Here is an 8,303-nt window from a genome sequence, read left to right as displayed (position 1 = left end):
TAGTAGAGGGCATCGCGCCACTGGTCATCTTCGTTCTGGACCAGCGGAAGCAGCGATTGGCCCTGCATCCCGGCCGGTACCTCAACGCCGGCCAGCTCCAGCAGCGTGGGGGCCCAGTCAATGTTTTGGACCAGCTCGTCTGATTCCCAACCCTCTTTTTGCAAGCAAGCCAACAACATAAACCACCCTGTATTAAATAATTACAAAACAAAAGCATTTACTTTTATTACATAAGATTTGCTTTTGAAATTGTAACTATTAGGACACCGAATAACTTTTCAAATATTGACCTCCTCTACCTCTATATTGATTTACAGTTGCATTAGAAGTGACTTCTGTTAATTTATATTCACAGATTGATGCAAAATCCCCCGCCAATATCATTAATGAGCAAAATAATGGTAGATTATGGATCCGATATTCAAAAAAAATGTTGACGCCCATCACTCTTTCAAACTCAAAAATACGGTTGGGCGATCTTTTGACGGGCTTTGGCATTTCCACAAGGAGTATGAGCTTATCTACATCTGGGAAGGCCGCGGAGAAAAAATAATCGGAGATGACGTGTCAGACCTGCAGAAGGGAGACCTGCTGTTCCTTGGTTCCGAGCTGCCGCACCTGTTCAGCTGCGACCAGGATTTCCCGATGAAAGATCGCGCGGGTTCGCTGGTTATCCATCTGAACAACGATTTTTTTACGGATGGATTCCTGGCCTGTCCCGAATTTACCGCGGTTCATCAACTGTTTCAGAAATCAGAATCCGGTCTCGAGTTCCGGGGAGATACAGAGATCATTGCAGAGCGAATTCAGGCGATGTTTGAACTGAACCGGACCGACTGCCTGCTGGAGATTCTCTCTGTGCTTAATGAACTGGCCACCCGGTTTGATTCCCGCACGCTGGCCAGCGCGGGATATACTTCTACATTCAGCAAAAAGGATTACCAGAGAATAAATAAAGCCTGCAAATACGTGATGGAGCACTACCAGGAAGATATATCGCTGGATGATGTGATCGATATTATCGGGCTCACAAAAGCCGCCTTTTGCCGTCATTTCAAGAAGGTGACCGGCAAAACGTTTTTCTCCTACATCAAGGAATACCGGATTGGCCAGGCCTGCAGGCTGCTGATGGAAACAGATCTCAACATAACTGAGATAAGCTATAAATGTGGCTTTAACACGATCTCCAACTTCAACAAACAGTTCAAAACCATCATGGACACCAACCCCTCCACCTACCGGGAGCGCTTTACCACCCCGCAAAAGATGCCCTGAATTCTTCATCCGGCACCGGGCGGCAAAAAACGTTCATCTCTACCTGCCACCCACAATTGCAGGAGACGACACAGGCAAACAACCGAACAATCAGGGAATTTCTTTCTCTGAACTTGAATTTCCCAGTATATGCTGGCGGGCTTTAAACGAGGTCTTTGTTTTTGTCAAACCGCTGTTTTGCCCAATGTCTGTATTTTCGCGAATTAATAGTAAAAACTTTTTGAGGATCTCCTAATTACCGGCATTTTTAGGTATTTTCCGCGTCTTCACTCAAGAAAATGGAGTACTGCGCGTTATTTTGTAAAATGGCAGGATCAGCCTAATTTTGGTGTCATCAAACAGCAACACCCATGAAGTTCACATTTAACAAATTACAGGTGGATGTTCTCCGGCGGCACGTAGGACCGTTTGTGTTCTGCTTTCTGACCGTTATGTTCCTGCTGCTCATGCAGTTTCTGATCCTGCATATTGACAAGCTGGTGGGAAAAGGGCTTCCGCTGGGGATCATCATTGAGCTCATTTTGACCAACCTGGCGTATATGGTGGTACTGGCCGCACCCATGGCAGTGCTCGTGGCTTCTCTTATGGCATTTGGCAAGTTTTCTGAACTTAACGAGTTAACGGCTATGCGCGCGGCGGGAGTAAACCCGTTCAATATTATAAAGCCGGTTCTCATCTCATCGTTTTTCCTGTGTGTCTTTCTGGTATGGTTTTCGAACTATGTACTGCCGGATGCCAATCAGCGTGCGCGCTCTCTCTTTATCGATATCCGTACGAAAAAGCCCGGTTTTGACCTAAAACCGAACGAGTTCTATGAGGGGATCGAGGGCTATATTTTTTTGGTAAAGGATATTAACAATGAAACCGACTCCCTCTACAACGTCACACTCCTCCAGTCTCCCGATTCCGATAAAAACCGGGAAGAGGCGATCATCAAAGCCGACCGGGGTATCCTTCAGAGCAGTGATGACGGCCAGCTTATGACGCTCTACCTGTATGACGGCTCAACGCTCCGCTATCTTAAGCAGAATAATTCCTATGAGACGGTCATCGAGGAGAACCATTTTGACCGGTATCGAATCAGTTTTGACCTGTCAGACTTTGCCTTCTCGCGCTCCAACCCGGATCAGCGTACGCGCAACGACCGCACGATGAGCTCGCAGGCGATGCTTGCCGTCGTGGACACCCTTGAAAGAGAGCGCGCCACGCAGATCGAACAGTCGTTTTCAAATGAGAACACATTCCTGATGCCTGCCGATACCAATGAAGGGCGCAGCAATACGTACCAGCTGGAGCTGAGTTCCACGCGCGCGGGTGTTGCAGACAGCGTCCCGAAGGTGACAAGCGAATACCTGGCCGTCAACCTGATGAGCAACCGGAGAACCCAGGTGGGACTCGGTGAAATGGCCATTTCAGAACTGAGGAAATACAAGTCGAACCTGGAGAATCTTGAAACCAACGTGAGCTGGAGGGAATCGCGCATCGCCCGCTACCTGGTGGAGGTGCACAAGAAGTTCTCAATTCCCGTAGCATGTATCATTTTTGTGCTCATCGGTGCTCCCATCGGGATGCTGGCCAAAAAAGGGAATATCGGTTATGCCGCACTCTTCGGCACCGGCTTCCTGACTTTTTACTGGATTTCACTGATCCAGGGCGAAAAGCTCGCTGATCGGCTTTTTATTACCCCATTTTGGGCGATGTGGTTCTCAAATATTGTGCTGGGTATAGCAGGCATATATATGGTTATCCGGCTCTGTACCTCTTTTAAGTTGTCAAACCTGTGGAAGAAGAGTGATTAAAAAAATTGACCGCTACATATTCCTGAGGCTCCTTGCAATCACGGTTTTTGTGCTGGGAGTGCTGATTTTCATCTTTATCGTGATCGATTTTTCGGAAAACAGCGATGATTTTACCGACAAGGGAGCCACCTTTGCCGAAATATTCGGCCAGTACTACCTGAATTACATTCCCGAAATGACGCGCCTGGTAATTCCGGTGGCCGTCTTCGTCGCCTGCCTGTACCTCACCGGACAGATGGCCGATCGCCTGGAGATTGTAGCCCTGAAGGCCGCCGGCATCAGCCTGTACCGTCTCATCATCCCCTACCTGGTATTTGGCTTTTTGATGGCCGGTATCATCAGCTACCTGGACGGGTTTATCATTCCCGACTCCAACGCAGAGCGTATTGAGTTTGAAAAGAAATATCTTCCCGCCAGCAGCCAAAAAGTGGACAATGACCGGATCTACCGGCAGGATAGTGACAATAATATCTACAGGTTCCAGTATTACAGCCCCAAAGACACCCTGGCCCGGAGGATCGAGGCTATAAAATTCCGGGGAGACAGCATCAGCGAAAGCCTGGATATCGCCCGGATGGAATGGATCCCCAAAACCCAGCAGTGGAGGATGCTGAATATTAAACGGCGAACTTTTATGCCGGAGGGGTATGTGGATGAACAGTTGGACACGCTGGTGGTCTCCCTGACAATCTACCCGCAGGATCTGGCCCGGACGACCTCCGATATCTACCAGTTAACCTACCCGGAGGCACAAGATTATATCGCGTCTCTTGAACGCAGCGGCGCAACAGGAATCAGCCTTCCCAAAATTCAGTTTTACGGGCGCCTGACCTATCCGATTTCGATCCTTGTGGTCTCTATTATCGGGTTTTCGATCGCTTCCGTCCGGCGCAAGGGAGGCAAGGGATTTTATATTGCGGCCGGCCTGGCCATCAGCTTTCTGTATCTGGCCTTTATGAAAGTGATCGAACCTTTTGGAAAAGAGGGGGCAATTGAACCCATCGTCGCCGCCCTTACCCCCCACGTGTTCTTCTTTATCGTGGGCCTGGGCCTTCTTTTCTCCGCCCGGAAGTAATCCTTTACCGGGACTCCTCCCCGTTTTCCCGCATCCACTGCAGGAACAGTGGATAACATAGATGACAAATTCCGGTGATAAGCTTTATAAAATGAATTCTGTTGTCCTCCCCGGGCTTTTTACTCCCGTTTGTTGCGCATCGGGGGTATCTCTTTTGAAAACCACACCCCGGTCATCCGGTCCGTATGATCATCCCGTACGCGGTAGTAGGGTGGGAAATCACCGGTCTGTTGACTCCAGTCATCCAGCACCTGTGCCAGCTCCCGCGCCTTCTGCCAGTACGCTGAATCCGCCGCCACATTATGCACCTCCCAGGGATCCTGCTGCAGGTCATAAAGTTCAATACGGGGCCTTGGCACCTGGAAAAGGCGGGATTGCGCATGATTCAGTGATCCTTCTTTCTTTAACCGGATCAAATCCCGAAATGAAGGACTCCCGCCGATATCAGCCGGCGTGCCGTGGGGCAGCTCGATATAGGCGTTTTTCACCAGCTTGTAACGTTCCGTGCGCAAGCTGCGGATATGCTCATCACTGTCGTGCCAGTTGCGTTCGCTGAATACGTACTCCCGCCCCGGGCGTGTCTGATCGAACAAAACCGGCAACACGGTTTCTCCCTGCATCTGGTCCGGCACCGGGTGGCCAACCAGGTCTAACAGCGTCGGGGCCAGGTCAATGACGCTGGCAAGGCCTTCAAACCTGCTGCCGGCTTCAATCTCGTCCGGCCAGTTAAAAATGAGGGGCGTTCGAATCCCCGCATCATAAACCGTTCCCTTGGCGCGGGGAAACGGGGCCCCGTTGTCGCTCAGAAAAACAACCAGCGTATTGTCCCGCTCACCGCGTCGTTCCAGCTCCTCGATAAAGCGTCCGATCTGCGCGTCCATCCGACTGATTTCATCATAGTAGCGTGCAAGATCTGCGCGGGTCCCCGGCCTGTCTGCGAGCTGCGGAGGCACTTTAACCTCGTCGGGATCGTGAACGCGCGGGGCATCTCCGTACGGGCGGTGCGGATCAGAAAATCCCACCCACAGAAAAAACGGTTGCTGTCCCGCCTCGTCCAAAAAGGAGGGAAAGCTCTCCGAAAGATGTTCGCTGTACCAGTTGAATTGGGCATCGGCATGGGGACCGTAATGTGTTTTCCGCATGTGCCCGCTGAAATATCCTTTCTCAGACAGATACCCCGGCACGATGCGCGTTCCCTCAGGAAGAGGCATGTGCAGATCCTCCGCTCCCGTGGCATGGGGATACAAGCCCGTCAATATCGATATACGGGAGGGACTGCACTGGGCAGTCGTCAAAAAGGCCTGCTCAAACAGCAGTCCACCGCGGGCCAGTTCATCAATATTTGGTGTTTGGATGACTTCGTTTCCATAAGCCCCGAAATCTCTCCATCCGGCATCATCAGCTACAAATACCAGGATATTGGGAGAAGCCTGCCTATCAGATGACTGTGCATGCAACACTTCCGTCAAACAACACAAAAAAAGAATGGTCAACACATACTCATACGTTGCTCTGGTCGTAGTCATAGTCTGGTTTTTAAATTTATATTATTAATATCGTTATCCATTTGCCGGTTCGGTCGTATCCGAATCCCGGGTACAGCACTTCCGCTAAAAACGGCACACAATCGGCGTGTCGTCCGCCGGCGTCACCGAGTCGAACTCCAGCCACTGGTCGGTATCCGGTTCTCCCACTCTCAGCCGGTGCGATTCAACCTCAAATACTTTCGGCCGGAAGGTTCGGCCCCGAATCCGCAGGGCGTATTCCAGGTCACCGGTTTTCTGATTATAGACCTCAATGACCGGATGCTCCAGTCCCTCTACAATAATTTCCGGCAAATACCCGACTGCCCTGCGACCATAGTTCTGCTGTTGCTGAATAATCACCGGCCAGCCGTCATATTGTCCACCGGGATTCGTCTCCGGGTCCACGTACCTGGGCCAGCATTCTATCGTTATTTCCCGCTCCTTCTTGTCAAAAGTAACCATCCCGTAACCGGTGGCGCGATCATAGATAATCGCGGGTTCGCGATCGGTTTGTACGGGGTTCGACACCGCGTATACCGTCATTTTGTTGCCAAAGCCATCCTCAAAATGACCCGTATTTTTTGATCGGCCCGGCAGCGGCTGGTGCCCCTGACCCACCGGGGGCCACCAGCGACGCGGCCAGATGTTGTTGAGGGCGGGACCTGCAAATCCAAACCCGGCATCTCCAAATTCGTCAATCCCATACTGCACCGTGCTGCCCAGGTGCTGATCTCCGGCAACATGGAGGGCAAATCCCTTGCGTATTGTGCGGAGTGCACGATCCCGGCCCTTCTGTGGCCAACCGTTGGAATCCATGTCGGTCGTAGGAGCATCGCCCTTCACATATTCATTGCGCTCAGGGATCTCCAGTTCGGGGACAATCCGGTCGAGTATGCTGCCCTCCGGAAGCGTGGCCAACGTGCAAAAGTTTGTCTGGGAGAGCACCGCCTTCATCTCCGTACCCTCACTCCAGTCTTTTGTCCATGATTCAAGGAAGGAAAGCTGCCGTTCCCCCAGCAGTTCGGCATCGATATCGTAGTAATCCCTGATATCAAAACTCCTGTTTTGGATAAAGCCGTTCAGCACCTTTGCCTCCTCGGGCAGTACATTTTTAGGGGCGGTCTTGAATTTTCGATCCTCAATAACGGCCAGGCTGACCCCGCCATACTTCCAGTCAGTGTAATACACGCTGATATCCTGCTTAACCGGGGTCGGATCGTAGGGATCCGGCAGGTTACTCGTAAGACAGCGCTGCACCATGTTGACCCACTCCGGAGGCATCTTGTAGCCCCCCTCATCCTGGGAGTCGTATCCCCAGCCCTTTTCGACGGGGGCATCGGCACCACCTTCTCCCCATATATTCCCGTGGTATACATCGTGATCGTCCGGGATAAATGCCGAGGGAATGTGGCGAAATAGATCGCGATACGACCACCCGAACATGTACCACTTGCGCAGAAAATCGAGGCTTGCTTTCTCCACCGGACTCCGCTGCACCCCGAAGCCTCCGTGACTTTCATATATTTGATCACCCAAAAATACTGCCAAATCCGGCTGGTGCTTGCCGACATGATGAACAACCTCATTATTTGGAAATCCATAATGGCTGTTACAACTGAACACGGCCATCTTTACCTTTCTGCTGTCCACCGGGTTCGAGGCGATGGTACCTTCATAATAAAAACTCTCCATCCCCGATTTCAGCGGGAGATCCACCTTGACCCGGTACGGGATATCTTCATTATACTCCCAGTTTTCAACCCGGAAATGTGCCGTGCGCGACATTGAATCAGCCGCAGTTGGTTCTCCCACCCGGGTCCAGTCACCGCCGGACTTAACCTGGAGCTCAACCGAGTGCCCGCTTATTTTTTCGATGGGTGCAAGTTGTGCAGTCATCTTCAGCAGGCCACTGTCCAATGTATACTGGGCAAAACAGATGGGACCAAATGTCTGTTCCGGCCGGAATCGGACCTTGCTCCCGGCAATTTCCCACCTGGAAAAGCGTGCCGAGGGAACTTCCGAATTGCGATCCGGGGAATGGTAGTCAGCCAATAACGCTATGTTTCCAGCCGTTTTTGCAGGTGCATTTTGTTCGACTTTTAACGTGCCGAGCTGCTTCCCTGTAGAAGAATCAGCAACTGACAGCGTAATATTATACTGTTCACCGCCGGGGGCGGGGCCACCCTCTGCCGTAAGCTGAAGAGGGCGATCCAGGTTCACGGGGATCGACTGTCGCTGATCCCCCACAAAAAGTTCTCCGGCCGTCGTTATACCCAGGTCGATCCCCTCTCCAAAAACAGCCGCCGAACGATAATCCGGGAAATTCCCTTTGGCACCAATTCGGAATCCGATACGATCCTCGGGAGAGTCGCTGGTATTCATCAGCTCGACTTCCGCCGTGACGGAAAAAGCCCCCCTTTGCTCGATCAGCTGGTGCGTCAGGCAATGCAATGTCCGGTTGTTGTCGCTGACCTTACACTCCACCTTGCCATCTCTGATGTGCCAGTCCTGCAGGCGGTTCCCCCAAAACCGGGGGCCGGCCCACTCCACGTCCGGCCAGCGGGCCCAGCGGCTGCGCATCGGCTCCCCGCCGGCCTGCAGGGGTGCCTCTTCCGGGGTTGTTATTTG

Annotated in this window: 6 protein-coding genes; 3 read left to right on the top strand and 3 right to left on the bottom strand. The window is 51.9% G+C overall.

What is annotated here, in order from left to right; genetic code table 11:
- A partial coding sequence (locus tag ACG2F4_RS18875) for a sulfatase/phosphatase domain-containing protein (protein ID WP_395262504.1) occupies positions 1-179 on the bottom strand: 179 nt, incomplete at its 3' end.
- Between the two features lie 229 nt (positions 180-408).
- On the opposite strand from ACG2F4_RS18875, the gene ACG2F4_RS18870 reads away from it, so the two are divergent.
- The 3 genes from ACG2F4_RS18870 to ACG2F4_RS18860 all read left to right on the top strand — a co-directional run bounded on the left by ACG2F4_RS18870 (position 409) and on the right by ACG2F4_RS18860 (position 4,149).
- Positions 409-1,275 (top strand): AraC family transcriptional regulator, encoded by an 867-nt coding sequence (locus ACG2F4_RS18870; RefSeq protein ID WP_395262503.1) that lies wholly within the window; start codon positions 409-411, stop codon positions 1,273-1,275.
- A gap of 350 nt (positions 1,276-1,625) precedes the next feature.
- Positions 1,626-3,074: an LptF/LptG family permease gene (locus ACG2F4_RS18865; protein WP_395262502.1), complete on the top strand. Its 1,449-nt coding sequence runs from the start codon at positions 1,626-1,628 to the stop codon at positions 3,072-3,074.
- Positions 3,067-4,149, top strand: a complete 1,083-nt coding sequence (locus ACG2F4_RS18860) for an LptF/LptG family permease (RefSeq protein WP_395262501.1) — start codon at positions 3,067-3,069, stop codon at positions 4,147-4,149. The genes ACG2F4_RS18865 and ACG2F4_RS18860 overlap by 8 nt, the downstream gene beginning before the upstream one ends.
- A gap of 119 nt (positions 4,150-4,268) precedes the next feature.
- Here the strand turns inward: ACG2F4_RS18860 and ACG2F4_RS18855 are convergent, their stop codons facing one another.
- Together ACG2F4_RS18855 and ACG2F4_RS18850 are read right to left on the bottom strand one after the other, a co-directional pair.
- Positions 4,269-5,675, bottom strand: coding sequence for a sulfatase (locus tag ACG2F4_RS18855; protein ID WP_395262500.1), 1,407 nt, complete (start codon positions 5,673-5,675; stop codon positions 4,269-4,271).
- An 84-nt stretch (positions 5,676-5,759) separates the two neighbouring features.
- A partial coding sequence (locus ACG2F4_RS18850) for an alkaline phosphatase D family protein (RefSeq protein WP_395262499.1) occupies positions 5,760-8,303 on the bottom strand: 2,544 nt, incomplete at its 5' end.

This window comes from Halalkalibaculum sp. DA3122, assembly GCF_043951865.1.
Taxonomy (GTDB): Bacteria; Bacteroidota; Rhodothermia; order Balneolales; family Balneolaceae; genus JAMQKA01.
This window is presented reverse-complemented; position numbering and strand designations above follow the sequence as displayed.